The organism is Frigidibacter sp. SD6-1, from assembly GCF_030143255.1.
Taxonomy (GTDB): Bacteria; Pseudomonadota; Alphaproteobacteria; order Rhodobacterales; family Rhodobacteraceae; genus TMP-24.
Map to the genome: position 1 here is coordinate 76,440 of NZ_JARJNR010000008.1, position 24,780 is coordinate 101,219.

Consider the following 24,780-nt stretch of genomic DNA (forward strand, 5'->3'; position numbering starts at 1 on the left):
CCGTCCGCGACATTTTTGTGCGGGGAAAGGGCCAGTCTCTTTCCCATTAAGTCCGCGGCGGGCCTTTGTCATTCATTAACCGTTCCGGACGTTACGGAACCTTTCATGTGACCGCCTCTGGCGGGTTTTAGCAGGGCGTCTTAGCCAATAGGGGGCTGGCCGGGGTACGGCTCTGGCGTTTGGTGGTGCGAGTTGATTTAGGACATTGGCCTCTCCCGTCGCCCGCTGGCGGCGGGAGGGACCGTCCTGGAAGGCCGGCCCCCGCCGACCTTGCCGCAGATGGGGGTGCCGGGCTAATGAAGCCCATGGCCAAGCTCTATTTCCATTATTCGACCATGAACGCGGGCAAGTCGACGCTGCTTCTGCAGGCGTCCCACAATTACCGCGAGCGCGGCATGACGACCTACCTTCTGACCGCGCGCCTCGATGACCGGGCGGGTACGGGCCGCATCGCCAGCCGGATCGGCATCGGCGAAGAGGCCGACATGTTCGACGCGACAACCGACCTGTTCGATCTGATCCGCCGCCGCCTCGGCGCCGGGCCAATCGACTGCATCTTCCTCGACGAGGCGCAGTTCCTCAGCCGCGACCAGGTCTGGCAACTGGCGCGCGCCGTCGATGATCTGGGCCTGCCGGTGATGTGCTACGGCTTGCGCGTCGATTTCCGGGGCGAGCTTTTTCCCGGCTCGGCCGCGCTTCTGGCGCTGGCCGACGAGATGCGCGAGGTCCGCACCATCTGCCATTGCGGCAAGAAGGCCACGATGGTCGTCCGGCGCGGGCCGGACGGCAAGGCGCTGCGCGACGGGGCGCAGGTGCAGATCGGCGGGAACGAGACCTATGTGTCGCTCTGCCGCCGCCACTGGCGGGAAGAGATCGGCGAGCCGCACAGATAGCGCAATTGCCAAAGGAGTCACCCGGCGCCTGACATTTTCCGGGCCGGCGCACGCAGCGCACCGGCCCGGACCTTTCAGGCGCGCTCAGAGGTCCCGCGCGGCCGTATGCTCGATCGACTTCCAGTTTTCGGCGGCCTTGGCGATCGTCCCGGCCTTGTCCTTGAGGAAGGCCTGATAGATTTCCTCGCTGAGGAAGACATAGAGCTTGTCGTCCACAACGGCCGCGAAATTCGGATCGCCGTCGAATTTCTTGTTCACCGAGACACCGAAGGTGCAGAAGCCGCCATTCTGGACCTTGTAGCGATCGGGATTGGCCTCGAACACCATGCGGTTGGCCTCGGAGGAAAAGTAGTAGGCGACCCCTTCGTGAACGGCTGTCTGCGTCGCGACTCCTTCGACATTCTTTCCGTCATCGAGCAGAGCAACGGGATCGGCCCCGTGCAGGCCAAGGGGCGCGCCGACGGCGGTCAGGCCGGGAACGACGTTGACCTCGTCGGCGGCCATCGCCGGGCCAAGGGCGCAAAGCGACGCGAACAGCGCGGCGGCCAGAGTGAGTTTGGGAAACATGGTTGGTCCTTTCGGTCGGTTTTGATCCTGTCCGGCCCAAGCGGACCGGACGCGCCGCGTCATCTGGAAAGGCGTCTCTGCACCTGACGTCGATCGAAGCGCAGTGCCAATTGAACCCATTTCCTTCGTTGTATTAATGCCCCTTTGTCCGGCATACATTGCAGATCGTCCGGAAGTCTGGACGACTGGCATTCATGTGTGTAGGGTCGCCTCATGCTGGACCTTCTGAGCGACATCCTCACCCGCCTCTCGCTGCGCGGCACGCTGTACTTCCGCACGAGCTTTTCCGAGCCATGGGGGGTCAAGGTGCCGCCCTATCGCAATGTCGCGCGTTTCCATTACGCCCATCGCGGCGATTGCCTGGTGCATGTGCCCGAGACCGGGCAGACCCTGATGCTGGCGCAGGGCGATCTGGCGATCATACCGCATGGCGCCGCCCATGTGCTGCATTGCCCCAAGACCCTGCCGCCCGAGGCGATGGAACTCGATTCCGTGCTGGAACGGTCCGGCTATCGCGGCGAGGGCGTGCTTGTCTGGGGTGGCGATGGCGGCAAGCGCGACATCCAGCTCATATGCGGGCATTTCTCGCTGGCCGAGGGCTCGCGCCATCTTCTCTTCGAACGGCTGCCGCCGGTTATTCATCTGCGCGGCTACGGCGCCGAGACGGGTCCCTGGCTGGAAGCGACGCTGAAGGTGATCGGGGCCGAGGCCGGACGGGCGCGTCTGGGCAGCGACCTTATCGCCCTGAAGATGTCCGAGGCGATCTTTGCCCAGGCGATCCGCGCCCATGTCGAGGAGGCGGCGGCTGGCGACAGCGGCATCGCGGGCTTCGCCGATCCGCATCTGTCGCGCGCCCTGTCGGCCTTTCACCGCGCCCCGGCGCGCAGCTGGACCGTCGCGGATCTCGCCCGCGAGGCGGGCCTCTCGCGCACCAGTTTCGCCGAGCGCTTCACCGGCCGGCTGGGTGTCACGCCGATGGCCTATGTCACGTCCTGGCGGATGCAGATCGCGCGCGACGCGCTGTCAGCGCGCGGGCTGAGCGTGGCCGAGGCGGCGGAACTGTCGGGCTATGGCTCGGAATCGGCCTTCAGCCGGGTCTTCAAGAAAGAGATCGGCATGCCGCCCGCCGCCTTCCGCCATGCGCAGGCCGATCTGGAAGCGGCCTGATCATCGTCCACCCTTTCGGACGATCAGGCAGGTCATGCGAACGATCTGAACTTAATCGTCCAGGACATTGGGTCTAGGAAGGCGGAAGTGCGGCACCGCCGCCAGACGCCAACCTCACGAAAGGACACAAAATGCGCTTCGTTACCAAGACCATCCATGCCTGGATCGACTATCCCGTCGCCCTCGCCCTCATCGCGCTGCCCTTCCTGCTGGGCCTCGGCACATCGCACCCGCTTGCCCTGACCATTTCGCCGGTCGTCGGACTTGCGGCCTTCGCGCTGACCATCTTCACCGATCATCAGACCGGCCTGGTCCGGGTTCTGCCCTACAAGGTCCATCTGGCGGTGGATCTGTGTGTGGGGCTCCTCTTCCTCGCCCTGCCTTTCGTCCTCGGCTTCAGCGGGCTTGATGCCGCCTACTACTGGCTGAACGGCGCGGCCGTGGTGACGGTGATCGGCCTCTCGAAACCCGAAGGCACGGCGCTTTCCGCCTGAGCGATCCCACAGGGCGGGCGCTAGTATAGCCGTCCGCCCAAGGGCACGTCATGGCCCGGGCCGATCAGCACCACCTCGCCATCGGCATCGGGCACGCCAAGCGTCAGCACCTCGGACATCACCGGGCCGATCTGGCGGGGCGGGAAATTCACCACCGCCAGAACCTGCCGCCCGATCAGTGCCTCGGGCGTGTAGTGCCGGGTGATCTGGGCGGAGGATTTCTTCACGCCCAACTCCGGTCCGAAATCGATCCAGAGCCTCACAGCAGGCTTGCGCGCCTCAGGGAACGGTTCGGCGCGGGTAATGCGGCCGACACGGATATCGACCTTCAGGAAATCGTCGAAGGTAATGGTCATCGCCCAAGCTCCCTGCCCCGTTTGGCCGCGGCATGGACGGCCTCTTTCAAGAGCGCCGGGAAACCGCGCCCTTCATCCATCAGCACCTTCAGCGCCGCCGCCGTGGTGCCACCCGGCGAGGTGACATTCACCCTGAGCTGATCCGGCGCCTCGGCCGCCGCCTCGGCCAGCGCGCCCGCGCCCGCGACCGTGGCCTTGGCAAGCTGCATGGCCAGCGCGGGCGGCAGGCCCTCGGCCGCACCCGCCGCCGCGAGCGTTTCGATCAAGTGAAACACGTAGGCCGGGCCGGAGCCGGAGACGGCCGTGACCGCATCCATCTGATGCTCGCCCTCGAGCCGCACCACCTGACCAACCGCCGACAGAAGCTCTTCCGCCTGCGCCAGATGCGTGCCGGTCACCGCCGTGTTGCCGCAGATCGCCGTGATGCCCTTGCCGATGGCGGCGGGCGTGTTGGGCATCGCCCGCACGATCGGCGTCGCCCTGCCCAACACCCGCTCATAGGTCGCAATCGTCGTCCCTGCCGCGACGGTCAGGAAAAGCGTCCCGCCGCCGCCAAGGGCTGCAAGACCGGGAAGCGCCTCCGCCATCATCTGCGGCTTCACGGCGATGAGAACAATGGCCGGGTCTGGCGGCAGTCCCTGATTGATCCGCACCCCCTGCCCTGTCAGCCAGTCGCTCGGGTTCGGGTCGCTGACCCAGACCGCGCCCGGCGCCAGCCCACGTTCGAGCCAGCCCGCAAGCATGGCCGAGCCCATTTTGCCGCAACCGATCAGCACGAGGCCGCGGCGGTCCAGTTCCGTCATCGACATGAATGATCCTCCATCGCCCGCGACATTACAGGCGCGCGCGGCAGAGGAAAGGGGTCAGGCGCGGCCGTAGGCCTCGTTCAGCGCCACGTCGAGCGCGCGTTCCGGCGCATCATCGCCCCAGGCGACCAGCTGGAAGGCGGGATAGAAACGCTCCGCAGCGAGAACCGCCTGGGTGATCAGCCGGTCGATCTGTTCGGGCGTGGCGATCTGGCTGCCCGCCAGAACCAGGCCATAGCGCCAGACCATCAGGCGCTGTTCGGCCCAGAAGGTGAAGGCGCCCGACCAGACCATGTCATTGGCCCGGTTCAGGACTTCGTAGAGGGCCGGAAGCTTCTCGGACGGCGGATCCATTTCGAAGGTCGCGATCAGCCGCAGCGTTTCGTCATGGCCCGACCAGGCGAGGGTGATGGAATAGGTGCGCCACTGTCCCTCGACCGTCATCGCGATCTGATCGTCGGTGACGCGGTCGAAGTCCCACTGATGCGATTCGGCAAAAGTCTCGACGATATCAATCGGATGGATCTCGTCCGATCCGAGGAATTCTTCGGAAATCGACATGCCCGGCCCTTGCTTTATTGGCAGATGGGACGCTACCCCCAAATGCTCGGTGTTCCTACAAGGTTCGGCGTTGCCTGTCGCCTCCCCTTACCAGATATGGTGAACGCAGGGGTCGGGGCTGTAAAGCTTTATTTCTCCACAGGTTGCCGGATGGCGACCAATCACGGCCCCGAAAAGCAAAAGACGGGGCACGAGGCCCCGTCTTTCAGTCCGTCAGGCCTGAGATCAGGCGAGTTGGAGGTTCGTCGCCGATTCGCGGCCGTCGCGGCCCGCTTCGATGTCGAAGGTGACCTTCTGGCCGTCCTTCAGTTCGCGGATGCCCGCACGCTCAAGCGCGGTGATGTGGACGAACACGTCCTTCTTGCCGCCATCGGGGGCGATGAAGCCGAAGCCTTTGGTGGCATTGAACCATTTCACGGAGCCGGTGGCCATCGTGTGTCTCCTATAAAACCCGCCCGCAGGATGCGGCGGCTCGGCGCAGTCAGGCAGAATCGAAAGCTGAGGCCGAAGTCGGAGACAGGGTCGATAAAGTAACGTCGCCATGCCGATATGGACCCTATTTGTCCACAAAGCAAGGAAAATCGGGGCTTAGCGGTTTGAGGCCGGACGGATCAGCGGTCGGGATGACGCCGCCGGACCGTGCCGGGCCGCCCTGCAATCGTCAGCCGTGTGTCGTTTCGGTGCCGCCGGGCGATGACCTTGCCGTTCGCCACGACCGCCAGACGTTCGGCCCGGAGCCGCAGCGCCTCGGTCGGGTTGCCAGCGTCGAGAACCACAAGCGAGGCCTTGTCGCCGACCTTCAGCCCATAGCCCTCTAGGTTCATGATCCGCGCATTGTCCTCGGTCACCATGCGGAAACAGCGGGCCATCTCTTCGGGATGGGTCATCTGCGCGACATGGAGCCCCATGAAAGCCACGTCGAGCATGTCGGCGGTGCCCAAGGAATACCAGGGGTCCATCACGCAATCCTGGCCCCAGCCAACAGTGATGCCCTGGGCCTGCATCTCCTTCACCCGGGTCAGGCCCCGGCGCTTGGGATAGGTGTCGTGGCGGCCTTGCAAAGTGATATTTATCAACGGGTTGGGGATCGCGGTCATCCCGCTTTCGGCAATCAGCGGCAGGAGTTTCGAGACATAGTAATTGTCCATCGAATGCATGCTGGTCAAATGGCTTCCCGCCGCCCTGCCCCCAAGCCCGTGGCGCGTGACCTCGCGCGCCATCACCTCGACATGGCGGGACATCGGGTCGTCGGTCTCGTCGCAATGGACGTCCCACATCAGGCCCCGTTCGGCGGCGATCCGGCCAAGGTCGCGCAAGCTCTCCGTCCCCTCCTCCATCGTCCGTTCGAAATGCGGGATGCCGCCCACCACATCGACACCCATGTCAAGCGCGCGGATCACGTTCTCGCGGCCCGTCTTCGTGCGGTACAGCCCGTCCTGGGGAAAGGCCACCAGTTGCAGATCGATATAGGGCGCGACGCGGGCCTTCACTTCCAGCATCGCCTCGACGCCGCGCAGATGGTCGGGCGTGGTGTCGACATGCGTGCGGATCGCCAAGAGGCCCATCGAGGCCGCCCAGTCGCAATAAGTCACCGCCCGGTCGACCATCTCGTCAACGGTGGCGATTTCCCGCAACTCCCCCCACAGCGCGATCCCTTCCAGCAGCGTGCCCGAAGCGTTCACGCGGGGGGTGCCGTAGGAGAGTGTCGCATCCATGTGGAAATGCGGGTCGACGAAGGGCGGCGAGACGAGATCGCCGGTGGCATCGATCACCTCGCGCGCCGCGCCCTCGATCCGGCCCAGGGCGGCGATCCGGTCGCCCCTGATCCCGATGTCGCTGGCCGTGCCGTCTGGCAGGGTCCCGCCCTTGATCAGAAGATCGAACATCAGCGTTCCCCCTTGTTGAACGGCATCATCAACGCCGCCGGCACCTCGGCCCGCCGCGACATCAGGATCAGCGCGAGGATGGAGAGGACATAGGGTACCATCAGGAAGAGCTGATAGGGTACAACCGCGCCCATCGGCGTCTGCTGCAGCCGCACCTGAAGCGCATCGAAGGCTGCGAACAAAAGCGCGCCGAGCGCGGCCTTTCCCGGCCGCCAGGCGCCAAAAACTACCAGCGCGATGCATATCCAGCCGCGCCCGTTCACCATCTCGAAGAAGAACGACGAAAAGGCCGACATGGTCAGGAAGGCCCCGCCCACCGCCATCAGGCCCGATCCGGCGATGACCGCCCCCATGCGGATCGCAGTGACGGAAAGGCCCTGCGCCTCGACCGAAGCCGGGTTTTCCCCCGCCGCCCGGATCGCGAGACCGAGGGGCGTGCGGTAAAGGAGGAGCCAGACCGCAAGGATCAGCGCGAAAGCCAGATAGGTCAGCGCGGTCTGGGCGAAGAAGGCAGGCCCGATCAGCGGAAGCTTCGCCAGAAGCGGTATCTCGAGCGGCTGGAAGGGCTCGATCTTCGGCGGCGAGGTCACCTCGGGCAGCGACAGCCGATAGGCGAAATAGGCCGTAGCTGTGGCCAGAAGCGTGACCCCGAGCCCCACCACATGCTGCGACAGCCCAAACGGCACGGTGAGCACCGCATGCAGGAAACCGAAGGCCATGCCCACCAGCATGGCGACCAGCACCCCGGTCCAGAGGCCGAAGCCGAGATAGACCGTCATCCAGCCCGCGAAGGCGCCCGCGACCATGATCCCCTCGATGCCGAGGTTCAGGACGCCCGCGCGTTCGCAGATCAACTCGCCAAGCGTGGCGAAGATCAGGGGCGAGGCGATGCGCACCGCGGCGGCCCAGAAGCTCGCATTCAGGAGGATGTCGAAGAGATCCATCTTACCTCCAGCGGACGCGGGCGTGGGTGAGCCTGAGCGCCAGCACCATGGTCAGAAGCGCGGTCGCGGTCAGGATGTCGGCGATATAGGTGGGCACGGCGGCGGCGCGGCTCATGCTGTCGGCGCCGACGAAGACGCCCGCGACGAAGAGGGCGGAGAGGATCACGCCGAGCGGGTTGAGGAGCGCCAGCATCGCGACGATGATCCCCGCGTAGCCAAAGCCCGGGCTGAGATCGAGCGTCAGGTTGCCCTTCAGCCCCGCCACCTCGGAAAAGCCAGCAAGCGCGGCAAGCCCGCCCGACAGAAGCGCGGTCTTCACCATCACCCGGTTGACCGGAATGCCCGCAAAACGCGCCGCCTCGGCATTCAGCCCCACGGCGCGGATTTCATAGCCCAAGGTCGTGCGGGTCTGGATCACCCAGACCGCGAGCGCCGCCAGAAGGGCGAGCGCAAAGCCCCAATGCAGCCTGAGGCCGGTCACGATCCGCGGCAGCCGCGCCTCGGGGATCAGCGCGGCGGACTTGGGCCAGCCCATTCCCATCGGATCCTTCATCGGTCCTTCCAGAAGATAGGACACGAAGAGAAGCATGATGAAGTTGAAGAGAAGCGTGGTCACGACCTCGTCGACGCCGAGGCGGGTCTTCAGCAGCACCGGGCCCAGAAGGATCGCGGCACCGGCAAGCATCGCCGCAAGCGCCAGAAGCGGCAGAAGCAGCGGCGCGGGCAGGCCAAGCGCCCCGGTCCCCAGAAGCACGGTGACGACCGCGCCCGCGTAAAGCTGCGCCTCCGCCCCGATGTTCCACAACCGCGCCCGGAAGGCGACGGCGGCGGCAAGGCCGGTGAAGATCAAGGGCGTCGCCCGGTTCAGCGTCTCCAGCAGCGCGAATTTCGACCCGGCCGCGCCCTGAACGATCAGCCCGAGGGTCGCGAAGGGATTGGCACCAGCGAGAAGCGCCAGAAGCGAGGCGGCGATGACCGTGAGCACCAAGGCGACGGCGGGCAGGCCGATCCGCCGCGCCAGAGTGGGATTGGCGATCGGTTCAAGCCGCATGATGCGCCCCCCCGAACCCCTGCCCCGCCATCCACAGCCCAAGCTCGGCAGGCGTCTTCGTGCCCCGCGCGAAACCCGGCGAGAGCTGCCCCTCGTAGATCACATGGATGACATCCGACAGCGCCGTGACCTCGTCAAGGTCTTCCGAAATCAGAAGGATCGCCGCACCCGCGTCGCGTGCCGCGATCAGGCGGTTATGGACGAAAGTCACCGCGCCGATATCAAGGCCCCGGACCGGCTGGTTGGCCAGAATGATCCGCGGGCCCGCTTCCAGAACCCGGCCGAGGATCAGTTTCTGCATGTTGCCGCCGGACAGAAGCCGGATGCGGGCCGAAGGCCCCGGGCAGCGCACGTCATAGGTGTCGATGATCCGCCGTGCGAACATGTCCGCGGCGCGCCAGTCCATCCAGCCCCTCCGGCTCATCGGCTGGCGGGCGTAGCTTTCAAGAATCGCATTTTCGGCAAGCGAGAAATCCGCGACGGTTCCGCTGCGGTGGCGATCCTCGGGAATGCGGGCGATCCCGGCGGCAATGGCGGCACGCGGCGACCAGTCGGCATTCTGGCCGCCGTCCAGTTCCATCCGCCCGGCGACCGGGCTTTCCAACCCGCCGATCAGCGCGGCGAGCGCGGACTGGCCATTGCCCGACACGCCCGCCAGCCCGATGATCTGGCCAGCCCTGAGGTCAAGGTCGACGCCCTTCAGCCCCGGCGCATTGCCTCGTCGCGCGGTATCCACGGCCTTCAACGTCAGAAGCGCGGGCCCCGGCGCCCGGTCGGCCACCTTAGGCGCGGCAATCTCGGCCCCCACCATCATCTCGGCCAGCCGGTGCCGGTCGGTCCGCGCCGTCTCGACCTCGCCCACAAGTTTTCCATGGCGCAGGACGAGTACGCGGGAGGAGATTTCCATCACTTCGCCCAGCTTGTGCGAGATGAAGATGATCGAGAGGCCAAGCGCCACCGCCTTCTTCAGGGTCGCGAAAAGCGCGGTGGTTTCCTGCGGGGTCAGGACCGCTGTCGGCTCGTCCAGGATCAGGATACGCGCGTCGCGATAAAGCGCCTTCAGGATCTCCACCCTCTGGCGTTCGCCGACCGAGAGGGAACCGACCCGGGCATCGGGGTGAACGGCGAGGCCGAAGTCCTGCGCAAGCCTGTTCACACGCGTCCGCGCCGCCGCCTTGCCGAGGCTGGCCGAAAAAAGCGGCCGTGTGCCGAGAAGGACATTGTCGAGGACCGACAGGTTGTCGGCGAGCGTGAAATGCTGATGCACCATGCCGACACCGGCGGCGAGCGCCGCGCGCGGATGGCCGGGCGGAAGGGGCTGTCCGAAGACCTCGACTGTACCTTCATCGGCCGTGTAATGGCCAAAAAGGATGTTCATCAGCGTGGTCTTGCCCGCGCCGTTTTCGCCGAGAAGGGCGATGACCTCGCCCTTTCTCAGATCGAACCCGATCGCGTCGTTGGCCAGAAGCGCGCCGAAGCGCTTGGTGATGCCGGAGAGGCGGAGGACAACCTCCGCCCCGTCCCTTTCCCGGTCAGTCACGAGGATTTCGGCTCGCCATCGTCGATGGCGACGGTGAAGGACCCGTCCCTGATCGCCGCTTCCCGTTCGGCCGCGAGTTTCACCGCCGCTTCCGGCACCTTGCCCTCGAACGTGCCGAGCGGCGCAAGCGAGCAGCCGCCTTCCTTCATGAAGGAATAGACCCCGTAATTGTCGGCCTTGAAGGTCCCGGCCATGACGTTTTCCAAGGCCTTGTTGAAGGTCGGCTCGAAATGCCAAAGCGCCGAGGCGACGACAGTGTCGGGATAGTCGGCCTGGGTGTCGATCACATTGCCGATCGAGAGGACGCCGCGTTCCTTGGCGGCGTCCGACACGCCGAACCGTTCGGCGTAAAGAAGGTCGGCGCCCGCGTCGATCATGGCGAAGGCGGTTTCCTTGGCCTTGGGCGGGTCGAACCAGGAGCCGATGAAGGAGACCTGGAACCTGGCGTCGGGACGGGTTTCGCGGACGCCTGCCATGAAGGCGTTCATCAGCCGGTTCACTTCCGGGATGGGGAAGCCGCCGACCATGCCGATATTGCCGGACTGGGTCATGGAACCGGCAATGATACCAGAGAGATAGGAGGCGTCCTGAATGTAGTTGTCGAAGACGGCGAGATTGGGATAGGCTACGTCCGGCATGAAGGACGACCCCAGAAGGAAGGCCACTTCGGGGTAATCGAGCACCACCTCGCGCGCTTCCTGTTCGGCGCCGAAGATCTCGCCCACGATCAGTTTGGCCCCGCCCTCGGCATATTCGCGCATCACGCGCGGATAATCGGTGTTGGCAGTGTTCTCGGTGTAGCTGTAGTCGATCAGGCCCGCGGCCTTCGCCGCCTCGGCCGCCTTGTGGATGCGGCTGACCCACTGCTGTTCGACCGGCACGGTATAGATGCCCGCTACCTTCACAGGGTCCGCGGCGAGCGCCCGGTGCGGGAGGAATGCGAGGCCGGTCGCGGCCCCGGCGGAGGCGAGAAGCATGCGCCGGGTCAGGCCGGCGAAGGGTGTCTTGCTGTTCATTCTGGTCCCCGTTGGTTGGCAGTGATTATTTTTATCAATTGGTAAATTTATTCACAGATTCGCGCAACTTTATTTTACCCGGCGTCAGCATGGGATGTGAGGTATTTCGCCCCGCGCTTCGCGCGGGCCGATCCGCGCGGGGGGCTCTGCCCCCCGCGACCCCCCGGAGTATTTCCGGACAGAAAGTGAGGCATGGAAGGCGCGCGCCTGCGGCTCAGCGGTGCAGGCCGGGGAAGAGGCGGCGCGCGTCGGTGGCGCTGTAGCGGCCAAGGCGCACATCCTCGGCCACCGACGCCGGGTCGCGCCGGGCCGGATCGCCATAGCCGCCGCCGCCAGGGGTGCGGACGCGGACCCGATCGCCGGGGTTGAGCGGGATGTCCTGCGCCTTGGAGAGATGCTCGGGTACGATCGTGCCTTCGGGCGTGATGATCTCGACCCGGTTCACCGCGCCGTCCGCGCCGCCAAGCGCGCCTTGCGGGCCGGTGAGGCCATGGTCCATGACAAAACTCGCCCGCGCGCTGCCGCGCAGGAGCTCGATCTCGTAATCGAGGCCGAAGCCCCCGCGATGTTCGCCTGCCCCGCCCGAGCCCTCATGCAACGCATAGCGGCGGTAAAGGACCGGATAGGTCTGTTCCATGATCTCGACCGGCGGCGCCTTCGAAATGCCGATGGTCGAGCAGCCGTTCGAGAGCCCGTCGTGGTCGGCATTGCCGCCATAGCCGCCGCCGGAAATCTGATACATCACATAGTCGCGGCCGCGTTCGGGATCGTGGCCGCCCAGGCCGAAATTGCCCGAGGTTCCGGCGGGCGCGGCGGTGACGCGGTCGGGCAGCGCCGCGACAAGGGCTGCGAAGACGGCTTCGGCGATCCTCTGGCTGACTTCTGCGGCACACCCCGAAACGGGGCGCGGATACTGGGCGTCAAGGAAGGTGCCCTCGATATTCACGATCTCGAACGGCTCAAACGCGCCAGCCGACATCGGCACGTCTGGGAAGATATGGCGCATGGCGAGATAGACCGCCGAGAAGGTGGTGGCGCGGACCGAGTTCATCGGCCCCATGCAGGGCGCCGAGGTGCCCGCGAAATCGAAGGTCAGGCGGCCGTCCTGCCGGGTGACGGCCAGCGCGATGGTCAGGGGTTCGTTCACCACGCCGTCGCTGTCGATATGGGCGCGCGCGGTCCACAGGCCCTCGGGGATCAGGCGCAGGTTCGCCTCCATCTGGCGCGCGGCGCGGCGGCGCATTTCGGCGATCGCCGCGCGCACTGTCCCGTCACCATAGCGGTCGAGAATCGTGGTCAGCCGTTCGGCGCCCACGAGAAGCGCCGCGGCCTGCGCCTTCACGTCGCCGATCCTTTGTTCGCTGACGCGGATGTTCGAGCAGATGACCTGCCAGAGTTCGTCCTGCAGCACGCCCTTCTTGAAAAGCTTGACCGGGGGCAGGCGCAGCCCCTCCTGTTCGGCGCTGATCGCGCTTGCCGAAAAGCCGCCCGGCACCGCGCCGCCTGTATCGGGCCAGTGGCCGGTGTTGGAGAGCCAGCAGAAGATCTCGCCCTGTCGGTAGAAAGGCATGGCGAAGCGCACATCCATCAGGTGGGTGCCGCCAAGATAGGGGTCGTTGACGATGTAGATATCGCCCTCTTCCGGCGGCTTGGTAAGGCCCGACGCAATCCGTTCGATGATATGGCGGGTCGAGAACTGCATGGTGCCGACGAAGACGGGCAGGCCGCGCGAGCCTTGCGCGATCAGGCTTCCGTCGACTGCGTCGTAGATCCCGTCCGACCGGTCGTCGGCTTCGGCGATCACCGGCGAGAAGGCGGCGCGGGAAAAGGACAGGTCCATCTCGTCGCAGACCTGTTGCAGGCCCGCCTGGATGACGGCGAGGGTGACCGGGTCAAGCATGTGTGCCTCCTACCGTCACGATCAGGTTGCCCTCGGCATCGGTCTCGACCCGGTCGCCGGGCTCGATCACGATGGTCGTGTCCATCTGCTCGATGATCGCGGGGCCGGTAAGGCGTGCGTCCGCTGGCAGATGGTCGCGCCAGTAGACCGGCGTCTCCACCCAGCCGCCGAACCAGACGGGGCGGGTGCCGGTCCGGGCATCGGTCAGGGTCTGGCGGCGCCCGGCGGGGTCGATGAGGGTGGAAAGGTCGATGGCGGGACGTTCGCCGATGACCGAGCAATTGAGGTTCACGAGATTGGCGCGGATCGTCGGCAGATCGACGCGGAACCGGTCGAAATAGGCGCGTTCGAACGCCGCTTGCAGCGCCTCCCGCGTGGGCGCGCCGTCCGGCAGGCGGACGCGCAGAAGATGGGTCTGGCCGATGAATTGCATGTCGGCGGTGAATTCCGTCCGCAGTTCGCGGACTTCGATCCGCTCGTCACCGATCAGCCGACGACCCTCGGCCTCCTGCGCGGCCCAGATCGCATGGACCTCGTCCATGTCGGCGCCATCAAGCGGGCGGTTCAGGGTGCGCACGAAATCGTGCCTCAGGTCTGCCACCACGCAACCCAAAGCATTGGTGATGCCGGGCCGCGCCGGGATCAGAACCTTCGGGATCGCCAGTTCGCGCGCGAGCGCCGTGGCGTGCAAAGGTCCCGCGCCGCCGAAGGCGAAAAGCGCGAAATCGCGCGGGTCGGCGCCGACCGAGATCGAGACCATGCGGATCGCGCCCGCCATATGGATATTGCCAAGCGTCAGCACCGCCTCTGCCGCCTGCTCGGCCGACAGGCCCAGGGGCGCGCCGATCCGCCTGGCGAAGGCCTCACGAACCCGGTCAAGCGCATGGCCGAAGCGCGTGGGCGACAGGCGACCAAGAAGCACATTCGCGTCGGAAATCGTCGGCTCCGTCCCGCCGCGCCCGTAGCAGATCGGTCCTGGCTGGGACCCCGCGCTTTCAGGGCCCACGCGCAGCATGCCGCCCTGATCGACCCGGGCGATTGACCCGCCCCCCGCGCCCACGGTCCGGACATCGACCATCGGCACATGGATCGGCATCGCATATTCGACCTCGATCTCGTTCGACACGGGCGCCCTGCCCGCCCGGATCATCGCGACATCGGTCGAGGTGCCGCCCATGTCGTAGGTGACAAGATTGTCCATCCCCGCCCGCCGCCCGGTATAGACGGCAGCCATCACGCCCGAGGCTGGGCCGGACATCACCGTCTTGACCGCCTCGCGGGCGACGGAGCGGGCCGAAACCATGCCGCCATTGCCGTTCATCACCAGAAGCTCGCGCCCGTAGCCGCGTGCGGTGAGTTCGTCCGAGAGCCGCGCCATGTAGCGTTCCAGAAGCGGCTGGACCGAGGCATTGACGGCGGCTGTCACGCCCCGTTCGAACTCGCGGCTTTCGGAGAGGAGCGCATGGCCGAGCGTCACATAGCGGTTGGGCCAGAGCCGCGCGGCAATCTCGCCCGCGCGCAGTTCATGCGCCGGATTGGCATAGGAATGCAGGAAGTGGATGACAAGGCTTTCGCAGCCCCGATCCAGAAGCTGCCGCACCGCCGTGGCGAGTGCCTCTTCATCAAGGGGGGTCAGTACCCTGCCCCGCGCGTCCATCCGTTCCGGCACTTCCAGCCGCAGGTCGCGCGGGATGACCGGAACGAAGCGGCCCGTCATGCCATAGGGCTGCGGGCGGGTGCGGCGCCCCAACTCCAGCACGTCGCGGAACCCTTCCGTCGCAATCAGGCCGGTGCGCGCGAGTTTGCGTTCAAGGACGGCGTTCGTTGTCGTCGTGGTGCCATGGACGATCAGGTCGAGTGCGCCGAGGTCTGCCCCCGCCTCGTCGAAGGCACCAAGCACGCCGAACGCCTGATTGTCGAGCGTCGTCGGTACCTTGGCGAGCTTTACGCCGCCGCTTACTGCATCGAAGATCACCAGATCGGTGAAGGTTCCGCCGACGTCCACACCCGCGACCAGCCCCGCCATCACACCCCCACATAGGTCTGGAACTGCGGCGCGGTTGCGGTCAGCGCCGCTGCTTCCGCCACCTCGGCGACCGCGCCCGCCGAAACGAAACCGATCCGGTCGGCGACCGACAGCGCCACATCCACCCTTTGTTCGATCAGGATCGTGGCTACGCCCGTCGCCTTCAGGTCGCGCACCGTGTCGCGGATGAGCGCGATCATCGAGGGCTGCAGCCCTTCGGTCGGTTCGTCGAGAAGAAGCACCTTCGGCTCAAGACATAGCGCGCGGGCGATGGCCAGCATCTGCTGTTCGCCGCCCGACAGGGTGCGCGAGACCTGGGAGAGACGCTCGCGCAGACGCGGGAAGAGTGTCAGCACATGGTCGCGCACCCGCGCGCCCCGGCCCCTTGTCATCAGCCCGACCTCTAGGTTCTCGGCCACCGTCAGATCGCCGAAAAGCCGCCGTCCTTGCGGGACAAGGCCCACGCCGCGTTTGGGGACCTCATGGGCGGGCAGCGTCGAAATGACTTCCCCATCCAGCATCACTTCACCGCCTGTAAGCGGGATCAGCCCCATGATTGCCCTCAGAAGCGTCGTCTTGCCCGCGCCGTTGCGGCCCATGAGGCAGAGAACCTCGCCCTCGCTCACCTCAAGCGTCAGGCCGTTCAGGACCTGCACCGGGCCGTAGCCCGCATGAATGGCGCTGACCCTCAGCATGACCGCACCCATCGCGACCAAGGCCCGCTCATGCCTGCCCCCCGAGATAGGCGGCCTGAACGGCGGCATTCGCGCGGATCGCCTCGGGCGTGCCGGTCGCCAGCACCTGGCCGAAGTTCAGGACGGTGATCCTGTGGGCCAGGTCCATCACCACATCCATATTGTGCTCGATCAGCAGCACCGTCCGTTCCGGCACCAGCCCTTCGATCAGCCGCTTGAATGCCTCGATCTCGCCGATCGCCAGCCCCTGCGTCGGCTCGTCGAGGATGAGCAGGCGCGGGTTGAGCGCAAGGCCCATGGCAATCTCAAGCAGGCGCTGATGGCCGTAGGAAAGTGTGCCCGCCACGTCGTCGGCACGGTCGCCAAGGCCGACGCGGTCGAGCGCCGCGCGGGTCTCGCGGGCAAGCCGCTTCGATGCGCCCCTGCCCTGCACGGCCAGGGCCACATTATCGAAGACTGTAAGGTTGGCGAAGACTTGGGTGATCTGGAACGTATAGGCGATGCCCTGCCGAACGCGGACATGGGCCGGCAGGCGCGTGATGTCCCGGCCCTCGAAGCGGATCGTGCCGGACTGCACCGGGGTGCGCCCGGACAGAAGGCTCACGAAGGTCGTCTTGCCCGCGCCGTTCGGCCCGATCAGCGCATGGATCTCGCCCTCTGCCAGGTCGAAATCCACGCCATCGACCGCCTTCAGCCCGCCGAAATGCCGGACGAGGCCGCGCGCTTCGAGAAGGGTCAGGGAAGCCATATGCGCCCCTCCTTCCCGAGCCGCTCGCGCAGCGCGCCAAGGGCGCCCTTCGGTGCGAAGAGGACCAGTGCGACAAGCGCCACGCCCACCACCAGAAGCGTGGCGGAGGTGAGGGCCGAGGCATAGTCGATCAGGTAGAACATCAGCAGGCATCCAAGGAACGGCCCCGCCACCGTCCCCGCCCCGCCGAGCAGGACCCAGAGCATCGGCAGGATCGAATATTGCACGCCTGCAAGCGAGGCGCCCGCATAGCCGAACATCAGCGCATAGGCCGCCCCCGCCGCCCCGGAATATAGGCCCGAGAGGGTCAGCGCCGCGAGTTTGACGGTGAAGGGGTTGTAACCCAGCATCCGCGCACGCTCCTCATTCTCGCGCATCGCCACCATCACCCGGCCGAAAGGCGCGCGGACGAGGCGCAGGCAAAGAAGAAGAGCCAACGCGAAGAGGAGAAGCGCCGCGAGATAGCGGGTCGCACCGTTCGACAGATCGAACCCCGCGACCTGACGCAGCGGCTGGGCGATGACGATCCCCTCGTCGCCGCGCGTCCAGCGGCCAAGATAAAGGATGGTCAGATAGAACGCCTGCGCGAACATCAGGGTCACGATCATGAAGGACACGCCCCGCGTCCGAAGCGCCAAGAGCCCCACCGCCGCCGCCATCGCAGTGCCCGCGACCAAGCCCGCCGCCAGCGCCGTTCCGCCCGTCCAACCCCAAAGCGTCAGTGGCATCGCCGCGCCATAAAGCCCGGCCGCGAAGAAAAGCGCATGCCCGAGTGACAGCATACCGGTGTAGCCGAAAGCGATGTTGTAGCCCATCGCATAGACCGACAGGACCAGCACCTTCGCGACCGCATCGTGATGGTAGGCGGGCAGAAGCCAGTGCGCGGCGAAGAGAACGGCCAGAAGCCCGAGATGGGACAGAAGCGCACGGTCCGTCATGCGGTCCGCCTGCCAAAAAGGCCCTCGGGCCGGAAGACGAGGACAAGGGCCACCAGAAGCGTGGCCATGATCTTCGCGAAGGTCGGCGGAAAGAAGAAGGCGGTCGAGAGCAGTCCGTCGAGAAGGCCGATGAGCAGCGCGGCAATCAGCGTCCCCCTGAGAGTGCCAAGCCCGCCGAGAATGACCACGATGAAGGACAAAAGCAGTGGATCGCCGCCCATCAGGTAATGTGCCTGCTGGATCGGCACGACCAGTACCGCCGCAATCGCCGCCAGCCCCGCGCCGATGCCGAATGTCATCGCATAGACCCGGTCGACATTGATGCCAAATGCCCGCGCCGTCGTCCGGTCGATCTGCGTCGCGCGCATCACGAGGCCGATCTTCGTGCGCGCGATCAGGAGCCAGACGAGGAGCAGCAGGACCCCTGCGGCGAGGATCACGAAAAGCTTGTAGCCGGAATAGCCGAACCAGGGCAGCTGGACGCGGAAGTTGAAGGGCGGCGCCACGGGGCGCGCGTTCGGGCCGAAGAAGCTGAGCGCCGCCTGCTGGAAGATGTAGAGAAGCCCGATGGTGGCGACGATGGTCGCCTCGGGTTCATAGTTCAGCCGCTTCAGGATCAGCACATCCGCCAGCACCGCGACACCCGCAACGACCAGCGGGCAGATGACCATGGCCAGAAGGAAAGCCAGAAGCGGCGCGTCGGGAAACCACTGGCTGACGAACCAGGCGAGAACGGCGCCGAGCATGAAGAACTCGCCATGCGCGACATTCACCACCCGCATGATGCCGAAGGTCAGCGAAAGGCCGACCGCCGTCAGCGCCAGCACCGCGGCCGTCACTGTCCCTTCCAGGATCGCCAGCAGAAGAAGCGGCCCGAAATCCATTTGCTAGCGCTCCGTTCCATCAACCGGTTGGTGCCGCTCGTAGAAAGCTTTGAACGACTGTAGCGCCACCGGCTGGGAGCGAACGAGCTTCAGGAACCGACCTCGAAACTTAGCTTTTTTTGCGCAGGCAGGTAGGCTACTCAGCCAATGCTTGTTCAATGTGGTTTCGAATTCTTCACCTCGCGTGAGGCCGAGGGCGGTAGGAAACGGCTGCATCGCAAACACGGAGCAAACATGGTCAAGCTCTTCTGGAAGCCAGAAATAGAGTGCAACGCCATCAAGCCGCACGGAGAGTTGTGCCCATTCATTTCGACCCGCTTTGATATGCGGATCAAACAATTCCTCGATACGGCGCGAACTTCCCTTCCTGACCCACTGCTCTCCATCCTCGTGAACCAGCACAGCTGTGCTGGAGTCTTCCTCGCCGGGGAAGCACCTCCACCCTCGGAGCGGGGCGTTGGCCCCAAAGTGAAATGAAATGGACATGTTCTTCATTGTCGGCCTTGGCCACGCTGAAATCTGAGGGCAAATAGCGGGTCGGACAGGGCCGCCCATGGGGCGGCCCCAAAAGTTCAAAAGTTCTGCGAGGTGTAGTCGACCTCGTCGGGATACATCCCGTCCTCGACCGAGGCCGTGTGCGCGACCACCAGCCTGCCGCCCTCGACCTTGGTGATGTTCTGGATGCCGAAGGCCTGGTGGGTCTTGCCGTTGAAGGTCTTGGCGCCCTGCGGATGATCCTCGCCTTCCTCGAACCCGGTCATCGCCTCGATGGCTTCCACCAGCTTCTGGCGGTCGGCGGCACCGGTATAGCCTGCAGCCTCCATCCCCGCCTTGATGACGGAAAGCGTCTCCCAGACCGAGAACATGTGGCTGTAGGTCGCCACATCGGCCGCGTCGCCGACCGAAGCCCCATTGTCATCGACGCCCACGGCCGCGCGATAGGCGGTTTCGGCCTCGGACGCATCGGCCTGCTTGTAGCGCGGATGGGCTTCCCAGAAGTGCGAACCATCGAGGAATTCGAGGCCCGCCGAATTGATGTCCACCGCCTCGAGCGAATCGATGAAGCCGAAAAGCTGGGGCCGCGCGCCCGAGCCGTAGAATTCGCCCAGTTCCTTGACGAAGGTCAGGACCGCCGGGCCGACCATGACGTGATAGATCACCTCGGTCTCCGCCGGGATCTGCGGGAAGTAACGGGTGAACGAGGTTTCCGTCGGCGGGATCGCGATCTGGGCGATGACCTCGCCGCCCTGGGCGGTGCAGGCAGCGGTGAAATAGTCGCGGTGGTCATGACCGAAGGCGAAGTCCGGGAAGATCATCGTGACCTTCTTGCCGAGGTTCGAGGTCACGAAGGGCGCCATCGCCTGCACCTGGCTCTTCACGTCGGTGATGCCGGGCTGCAGGGTCCAGCGGTTCAGCATGCCTGAGGCGACATGGTGGCCCTCCGAACAGACGAGATAGGGCACTTTCAGTTCCGCCGCGCGCGGCGCGGTGCCGATCACGACATGGCTGAAGAGCGCACCGAAGACGAGGTCACAGTTCGACTGCGTGGCAAGCTTGCCGAAGACCTCGGCGCCCCGCGCCGGGTCGGTGCCGTCATCCTCGAACAGGATCTCGACCGGCCGCCCGCCGATGCCGCCTGCCGCGTTCATGCGGGCAAGCGCGGCGGTCGCGGTGCGTTCGTACCAGCGGCCATAAGCCGCGCCGATGCCGGTGCGGTGCAGCTGGAAGCCAAGCCGGATCGGCTCGGACGATTGGGCGTTCGTGTAGCCCGGGAAGAAGCTTGCCGCCGTGGCGGCGCCCATGCCCGCAAGCACCGTGCGGCGGGTGGGCGTGAGGGTCAGTCCTTTGGTCATGTCCGTCTCCTCTCTGTCGGGACGCGGGTCTTGTGCCCGCGCCTGTTTTCCGGTTTGCGTGTGTGCATATAAAAACCGTTATAAATCAACCAATTGCGGGCGTGGCCAATAGCCACAGGCCGAAGCAGGTGTAAAGGACCATCAAGAGCGTCAGCGGCATTTCGCGCCATGGCGTCAGCCGGAGCCCGGCATTCGCCGCGATCCGGTGCGACAAGAGAACCGCCACCACATGCGCGCCGAGGATGATCGCGAACTGCAGGATCCAGATTCGCCAGACGGCATCGTGGTCGGTCAGGAAGCCGAAACCCACCCAATGCGGCCCGAGCCCGAGGAGGTCGTCGCCGCGCGCCAGCGGGTCGGAAAGCGCGGCGATCGCATATTGGCCCTGGGTCAGGAGAGCGGTCAGATAATGGGCAACATGATAGCCCGCAGCGATAGGCAGGAATGAGAGCGCCAGCGGACCCAGAATCTGTGCAAGCGTCACGCGTTCCGCCCGGACCGCGAGCGCCACCGCCCCGCAGATCAGCCCGGCCATGATCGCCCAGGCGGCAAGAAGGCCCGCCGTGTTCACCACCATGACCGCCGACCGCCCTGGATAGTCGAGCGGGTTGAGGCCAATGGCCGCCACCCAGAGGTAGGTTTCATGCAGCCCGTCGAAGCTGACCGAGGCGATCATCAGCATGAGGAAGGCAATGGCAGAACCGGAAAGCGGCGGCAGCCCCGCCACCTGCGCGCCCGGCAGTCCGGCCTTCACCGTCACTCTCCTGCCCTCATAGTCGGCCCAGAAGGGTGCGATCCGCGCCACATTGGCAAAGAAGACCGTCAGGAACTCGCCCTGCCTCAGCCAACCCTCACCCTCGGCCACGGCGAGAAGGAAGATTGCAAGCCAGTAAAACGCGACGATGAGGGCCAGTTCCGCCGGATCGTCTGGCGAGAGAGAGACGATCTCGAACCAGGCGAAGGCCAGAAAGCCGAGGGCGGCGGGCCATTGGCCAAGGCGCGCAAGACCCATGCCGCCGGTCCGGCCCAGAAGCGCGCGACAGGCGCGGACCGGCCCGCGCCAGGGATCGAGGTCGCGCCAGAGATTGCCGAAAAACGCCTGAAGGGCGGTGAGGCCGACCCAGAGTACCGTCCAGATCCAGAGCGGCAGGGGATTTCGATAAGGATCATGTGTGCCGTAAAGGCCCGCATAGACGAGGAGGAGAAGGACGGCAGCCGACAGCCAGCTTGTCAGACCATCGGGACAGAGGCGTGGGCGGCTGAAGAGGCTTCGCGCCTCGAAGGCGGGGCCACGGCGCGTCACGCCCGAGAGGAGCGCGGTCAACGCGACAACGATCGCCGCCGCCCAGACGAACCCCTTGGTCGGCAGGGTCAGGAGGACGGCGCGCTGCGAGGCATGCGCGAGCGCCGCCCCCGGCACGAGGGCGAGCGCTGCCGCCGCCGCTGTCGCCCTGCCCCTCACCGCAACCCGTCCTCGCCCTTGACCTGCCAGACCTCGAGCCCGCCCATGCGGGAATGGACCCGTCCGCCCTTCGCCATGGCGAGGACGAAGAGGATCTCGTCGGCGCGCGGACCGTCCGGCATCTGGACGGTCATCGCATCGAAATGGCTGCGCACATAGGCGGCGTTGATATGGCCCAGAGGCACGTCGAGCGTGGCGCCCATCGCGCCCACTTTCATCGCCGAGGGCACGATGGCGCGGCTTTCGCCGAGGCGCTCGCGCATCGCATAGCCGCCCGGCACATGCCAGAGCGCGCCATGTTCGGCCTCTCCGCCCGCGCCGACGATCGCCCCCTTGCCATAGGCGTCGATCCCCTGCGGCCCGCCGAGCGCGGCGATCAGCCGGTCGGTCATCATCAGGCCGAGGGGCTTGAGGGTCTCCATCGCCGGTTGCAGGTCGGGCGCGTAGCGGCCCGAGAACGGGTTGGCGCAGAGCGCGAGGATCGCCGCCCGGCCGCGCGGCGGGTCGGCGGGCGGGCCGCCGTCATGGTGGACTTCCTCGATCAGGATCGAGAGTTTGCGCAGGGCGAAGTCAGGCAAGGGTCAGCTCCTTTCGGGCAAGGGTTTCGCCGCCTTTGGCGGCGATCCGCCGGGGAGGGCGCTGCCCTCCCCGGACCCCACCCGGGATATTTGTGAACGAAAGAGAGAGGGAAACGGAAGGGGAAAGCGTCCGGATCCGGCCCTGAAGGCAGAGCGCGGCGGCTATGATCAGCCTTCGGGATTGCAGGGCGCGGGCGCAGCGCAGGCCGTTTTCCAGGGCGCTGTCGCAGTCGGTCGCGCCAAGCCTGCCGACGCCGGTCGTGACGAGGCGGGTGCCGAGATCGCTGTCGGCCTTGATCTGGGCGGCCGGTTGGCGGGTGATCGCCGGATGGCCGGGCAGGTCGACGGCATTGGCGATGATCGTGGCGGCGGCATCGGCCATCGCTGCGGTGGGTGCAAGGATAGTGGCCGCATCGGCGATGCCGAGCGAGAAGGAGCGGCCCCGCCAGCCCGAGGTGGCGATGCCGCGCACCGGATCGTCATGGCTGATCGTGACGCGGTCCGGCAGGCCCGCGCGGGCGGCGATGGCGGCAGTCAGGCTCTCGCCCGGCGTGAGGTAAAGCGCGATGTCGCCGCCGTTGTTCACATAGGCCCTGGTGATGCCCGGCCCGGCGAGCGAAGCGAGCACCTCGTCGGCGACCGCGCCCGCGACAGCGGCCATCGGCGTGATGAAGGCGGGCCGGTAGGGCCGGACGGCCGCCGCCATCGCCCGGGCGACCCGCCCGCTCACAGGCGCCCCGTCCGAGGCGCGAAGCGCCGGAAGTTCCGCGACGAGCAGGGCGAGGAGCGGCTCGAACGCGGCCCAGGCCCGGGTGTAGGCGGCGCGGACAGCATCCGGCGCGCCCCAGGCCTCGACGATCAGATCCATCGGCCCGTGCTGCAGGTGCAGGCGACCATCAGGCAGAAGGCGGGCGGTGGCGGTCATTCGTCGCCCCCCGGCCAGCTTTCAAGGCGCCCGGCCGTGGCATATTCGCCCCCGGTCTCGGCAATCTCTTCGAGCGAGCGGATCGCGCCCTCGTGCCCGCCAAGCGCCACATAGGCCTCGCGCGCGAGGGTGAATTCGAGCGGCGCGACGAGGGCCGGGGTCGGCACATAGCCGAAGGCGCCGCGTGGCAGGCGGGTGACATCGACCATGAAGGTGATGCCGCCGCCCGGCCAGACAAAGCAGGGCGCGCCGCCCGAGGTCAGCCGCGTCTCGCGGCCCTGCACCGAGCGGGTCAGGCGCACCGGGTTCCGCGTGACGCCGGCCCTGAGCGAGCCGCCTGCCCCGCCCATGAAAAGAACCGTGCAAAGCGAGGGTTCGCAATTCTCGTCAATGAGCCGCACCGTCGCCTGCAGGGTTTCGGGCAGAGGCTGGCGCACCGGCTGCAGCGCCGCGTCCAGGACGTAATAGGCATATTCCTCGCCGGTGGTGGAGACCATGAGGAGCGTGAGCCCCGGCCGCGCGCCGCGCTTGGCCTCCCAGGGACCGAGGATTTCCAATGGGTCGGTGATGCAGGTGCCGCCCCAGCCGAGGCCGGGTTCGGAGACGCGGAAATAGCGGCCGGGGGTGGATCTGTGGCCCTTGACCCTGATGCCCGTGGCCTGCCAGCCCAGAACCTTGCCCGCCTGATGTTCCGACACGACCCCGGTGATATGGTCGTCGACCACGACGACCTCGTCGACCAGCCCCTGCCATTGCGCGGCGAACATGCCGATGGTCGCGGACCCGCAGCCGACCCGCATCCGGTGCTCTTCCCTGCCGTCGACGACGGGCGCGCGGCCCGCCTGGACGATGACCGTCGAGCCGCCGTCGATGGCGAGCGTCACGGCCTCGCCGTTGCAGAGCGCCAGCAGCGCGGCGCAGGTCACCCGGCCCTCGGGCTTCGACCCGCCGGTCAGGTGGTGGACACCGCCGAGCGACAGCATCTGGCTGCCGTATTCGGCGGTGGTGACATGGCCTATGGGTTCGCCGTCGGCCCGGACCGTGGCGCCTTCGGGGCCGAGGAAGCGGTCGGTGTCGATCTTCACCTTGACGCCGCAGTAGGAAAATATCGCCTCGGTCACGACCGTGACCATGTCGGCCCCCTCGATGCGGGACGAGACGATGAAGGGCGCAGGCTTGTAGTCCGGGTAAGTGGTCCCTGCACCGATGCCGGTCACGAAGGCGTCGGCCGGGCGGATGATCTCGCCGTCCCAGGCGGGGCCCGCGAAGGGCACGATCCGGCCGCCCTGTTCCAGCGTCCTCGACAGGATCGTGACGGGATCGCAGCGCACGATCCGGCCCCGGTCGTTGGCATAGCGGTCGCAGGCGCCGGTCTGACCGGGCGCGATGTAGCACATCACCGGGCAGGCATCGCAGCGGATCTTTTCGGCGGGGTCGCTCATGCCAGGTGTCCCGTGCGCTGTCCGCCGGGCGGGGACGCCGCCCCCGCA

Annotated in this window: 25 protein-coding genes; 3 read left to right on the forward strand and 22 right to left on the reverse strand. The window is 66.4% G+C overall.

Going from position 1 to position 24,780, the window contains the following annotated elements; genetic code table 11:
• The first annotated feature begins 305 nt into the window (after positions 1–305).
• Entirely contained in the window at positions 306–893 is a 588-nt protein-coding gene (locus P0645_RS15395) for a thymidine kinase (RefSeq protein ID WP_284165474.1), read from the forward strand.
• Positions 894–977: 84 nt separating this feature from the next.
• Here P0645_RS15395 and P0645_RS15400 read toward each other — a convergent pair whose 3' ends face one another.
• The gene (locus P0645_RS15400) at positions 978–1,460 is read right to left on the reverse strand and encodes a YHS domain-containing (seleno)protein (protein ID WP_284165475.1); all 483 of its coding nucleotides are present in this window, start codon (positions 1,458–1,460) and stop codon (positions 978–980) included.
• A gap of 213 nt (positions 1,461–1,673) precedes the next feature.
• Here P0645_RS15400 and P0645_RS15405 point away from each other — a divergent pair, with 213 nt between their 5' ends.
• Together P0645_RS15405 and P0645_RS15410 are read left to right on the forward strand one after the other, a co-directional pair.
• The gene (locus P0645_RS15405) at positions 1,674–2,627 is read left to right on the forward strand and encodes an AraC family transcriptional regulator (RefSeq protein ID WP_284165476.1); all 954 of its coding nucleotides are present in this window, start codon (positions 1,674–1,676) and stop codon (positions 2,625–2,627) included.
• A 131-nt stretch (positions 2,628–2,758) separates the two neighbouring features.
• Entirely contained in the window at positions 2,759–3,121 is a 363-nt protein-coding gene (locus P0645_RS15410) for an SPW repeat domain-containing protein (RefSeq protein WP_284165477.1), read from the forward strand.
• Between the two features lie 20 nt (positions 3,122–3,141).
• Here the strand turns inward: P0645_RS15410 and P0645_RS15415 are convergent, their stop codons facing one another.
• The 21 genes from P0645_RS15415 to P0645_RS15515 form a co-directional block, all read right to left on the reverse strand.
• On the reverse strand, positions 3,142–3,477 hold the full coding sequence (locus P0645_RS15415; protein WP_284165478.1) for a tRNA-binding protein: 336 nt from the start codon (positions 3,475–3,477) through the stop codon (positions 3,142–3,144).
• Positions 3,474–4,286 carry a pyrroline-5-carboxylate reductase gene (gene proC, locus P0645_RS15420; RefSeq protein WP_284165479.1) on the reverse strand — a complete coding sequence of 271 codons (813 nt, stop codon included), beginning with the start codon at positions 4,284–4,286 and terminating at the stop codon, positions 3,474–3,476. Before proC ends, P0645_RS15415 begins: the two co-directional genes overlap by 4 nt.
• 54 nt (positions 4,287–4,340) lie before the next feature.
• Positions 4,341–4,844, reverse strand: coding sequence for a type III secretion system chaperone family protein (locus tag P0645_RS15425; protein ID WP_284165480.1), 504 nt, complete (start codon positions 4,842–4,844; stop codon positions 4,341–4,343).
• A gap of 225 nt (positions 4,845–5,069) precedes the next feature.
• Entirely contained in the window at positions 5,070–5,276 is a 207-nt protein-coding gene (locus P0645_RS15430) for a cold-shock protein (RefSeq protein ID WP_267632306.1), read from the reverse strand.
• Between the two features lie 179 nt (positions 5,277–5,455).
• Positions 5,456–6,730, reverse strand: coding sequence for an amidohydrolase family protein (locus tag P0645_RS15435; protein ID WP_284165481.1), 1,275 nt, complete (start codon positions 6,728–6,730; stop codon positions 5,456–5,458).
• Positions 6,730–7,674: an ABC transporter permease gene (locus P0645_RS15440; RefSeq protein ID WP_284165482.1), complete on the reverse strand. Its 945-nt coding sequence runs from the start codon at positions 7,672–7,674 to the stop codon at positions 6,730–6,732. The genes P0645_RS15435 and P0645_RS15440 overlap by 1 nt, the downstream gene beginning before the upstream one ends.
• Before the next feature lies 1 nt (position 7,675).
• On the reverse strand, positions 7,676–8,725 hold the full coding sequence (locus tag P0645_RS15445; RefSeq protein WP_284165483.1) for an ABC transporter permease: 1,050 nt from the start codon (positions 8,723–8,725) through the stop codon (positions 7,676–7,678).
• A complete protein-coding gene (locus P0645_RS15450; RefSeq protein WP_284165484.1) occupies positions 8,715–10,265 on the reverse strand; it encodes an ABC transporter ATP-binding protein in 1,551 nt (516 codons plus the stop codon). Before P0645_RS15450 ends, P0645_RS15445 begins: the two co-directional genes overlap by 11 nt.
• Positions 10,262–11,281 carry a BMP family protein gene (locus tag P0645_RS15455; RefSeq protein WP_284165485.1) on the reverse strand — a complete coding sequence of 340 codons (1,020 nt, stop codon included), beginning with the start codon at positions 11,279–11,281 and terminating at the stop codon, positions 10,262–10,264. Before P0645_RS15455 ends, P0645_RS15450 begins: the two co-directional genes overlap by 4 nt.
• Positions 11,282–11,495: 214 nt before the next feature.
• Positions 11,496–13,181 (reverse strand): hydantoinase B/oxoprolinase family protein, encoded by a 1,686-nt coding sequence (locus tag P0645_RS15460; RefSeq protein WP_284165486.1) that lies wholly within the window; start codon positions 13,179–13,181, stop codon positions 11,496–11,498.
• Positions 13,174–15,207, reverse strand: coding sequence for a hydantoinase/oxoprolinase family protein (locus P0645_RS15465; RefSeq protein WP_284165487.1), 2,034 nt, complete (start codon positions 15,205–15,207; stop codon positions 13,174–13,176). The genes P0645_RS15460 and P0645_RS15465 overlap by 8 nt, the downstream gene beginning before the upstream one ends.
• On the reverse strand, positions 15,207–15,902 hold the full coding sequence (locus P0645_RS15470; RefSeq protein ID WP_502855144.1) for an ABC transporter ATP-binding protein: 696 nt from the start codon (positions 15,900–15,902) through the stop codon (positions 15,207–15,209). Before P0645_RS15470 ends, P0645_RS15465 begins: the two co-directional genes overlap by 1 nt.
• A 28-nt stretch (positions 15,903–15,930) precedes the next feature.
• Positions 15,931–16,641 carry an ABC transporter ATP-binding protein gene (locus tag P0645_RS15475; RefSeq protein ID WP_284165541.1) on the reverse strand — a complete coding sequence of 237 codons (711 nt, stop codon included), beginning with the start codon at positions 16,639–16,641 and terminating at the stop codon, positions 15,931–15,933.
• Positions 16,638–17,588, reverse strand: a complete 951-nt coding sequence (locus P0645_RS15480) for a branched-chain amino acid ABC transporter permease (RefSeq protein ID WP_284165488.1) — start codon at positions 17,586–17,588, stop codon at positions 16,638–16,640. The genes P0645_RS15475 and P0645_RS15480 overlap by 4 nt, the downstream gene beginning before the upstream one ends.
• A complete protein-coding gene (locus P0645_RS15485) occupies positions 17,585–18,472 on the reverse strand; it encodes a branched-chain amino acid ABC transporter permease (RefSeq protein WP_284165489.1) in 888 nt (295 codons plus the stop codon). The genes P0645_RS15480 and P0645_RS15485 overlap by 4 nt, the downstream gene beginning before the upstream one ends.
• A 3-nt stretch (positions 18,473–18,475) precedes the next feature.
• Positions 18,476–18,967 (reverse strand): hypothetical protein, encoded by a 492-nt coding sequence (locus tag P0645_RS15490; RefSeq protein WP_284165490.1) that lies wholly within the window; start codon positions 18,965–18,967, stop codon positions 18,476–18,478.
• Positions 18,968–19,044: 77 nt separating this feature from the next.
• On the reverse strand, positions 19,045–20,325 hold the full coding sequence (locus P0645_RS15495) for an ABC transporter substrate-binding protein (protein WP_284165491.1): 1,281 nt from the start codon (positions 20,323–20,325) through the stop codon (positions 19,045–19,047).
• Between the two features lie 85 nt (positions 20,326–20,410).
• Complete coding sequence (locus P0645_RS15500) at positions 20,411–21,787, reverse strand: hypothetical protein (protein WP_284165492.1); 1,377 nt, start codon at positions 21,785–21,787, stop codon at positions 20,411–20,413.
• Positions 21,784–22,365: an amino acid synthesis family protein gene (locus P0645_RS15505; RefSeq protein ID WP_284165493.1), complete on the reverse strand. Its 582-nt coding sequence runs from the start codon at positions 22,363–22,365 to the stop codon at positions 21,784–21,786. The genes P0645_RS15500 and P0645_RS15505 overlap by 4 nt, the downstream gene beginning before the upstream one ends.
• A complete protein-coding gene (locus P0645_RS15510) occupies positions 22,358–23,290 on the reverse strand; it encodes a UPF0280 family protein (protein WP_284165494.1) in 933 nt (310 codons plus the stop codon). Before P0645_RS15510 ends, P0645_RS15505 begins: the two co-directional genes overlap by 8 nt.
• Positions 23,287–24,732: a 6-hydroxynicotinate reductase gene (locus P0645_RS15515; protein WP_284165495.1), complete on the reverse strand. Its 1,446-nt coding sequence runs from the start codon at positions 24,730–24,732 to the stop codon at positions 23,287–23,289. The genes P0645_RS15510 and P0645_RS15515 overlap by 4 nt, the downstream gene beginning before the upstream one ends.
• Positions 24,733–24,780 lie beyond the last annotated feature (48 nt).